1 pseudogene is annotated in these 652 nt (G+C 70.9%); it reads left to right on the top strand.

The features are described 5' to 3' along the window. A pseudogene (locus FK268_RS24460) lies at positions 1-652 on the top strand (DNA cytosine methyltransferase); the annotation flags it as partial.

The following is a 652-nucleotide window of genomic DNA, read 5'->3' as shown; positions in this document are numbered from 1 at the left end:
GTGCCCCCGCAGCAACTGCCGCACCATCGTCGAGCCCGCGTGGCTTCCCGCCGAGACCGCGATCGACTGGTCCCTGCCCGGCCAGCGCATCGGCGATCGGGACAAGCCGCTCGCGGACAAGACGATGCGCCGCATCCAAGCCGGTATCGACCGGCACTGGGGAAATCTCGTCATCGAGGCCGCGGGCAACACCTACGACGCCGCCGATCCCCGCCACCCCGCATTCGGCACCGACACCGGGTACATGCGCGCCTGGCCCGCCACCGAGCCGCTGCGCACCCTGCACGGCACCAGCTCCAAGGCGCTCGTCGTCCCGATGGAGGGCCGCGAGGGCAAGTGGCCCTTCCCCGTCGAGGGCCCCATGCGCACACTGACCGCGCGCAACGAGAACGGGCTGCTGATGGCCTACTACGGCAAGGGCCAGTGCAGCCCGATCTCCGCACCGATCGGCACGCTCACCACGCGGGACCACCACGCGCTCATCCTGCCGATGCGCAACAACAACACGGCCAAGCGTCCCAGCGACGTCCTCGACACCTTCGCCGCGGCGGGCAACCACCACGCGCTGGTGATGCGCAACAGCACGGGAGGCGCGGAGATGGTCACCCCGATCACCGAGCCGCTGCGCACGCTGACCACGGGCGGCCACCAG

This window comes from Tsukamurella sputi (assembly GCF_007858445.1).
GTDB lineage: Bacteria > Actinomycetota > Actinomycetes > Mycobacteriales > Mycobacteriaceae > Tsukamurella > Tsukamurella sputi.
The sequence above is the reverse complement of the archived record's forward strand: the minus strand, read 5'-3'. Positions and strand labels throughout refer to the sequence as shown.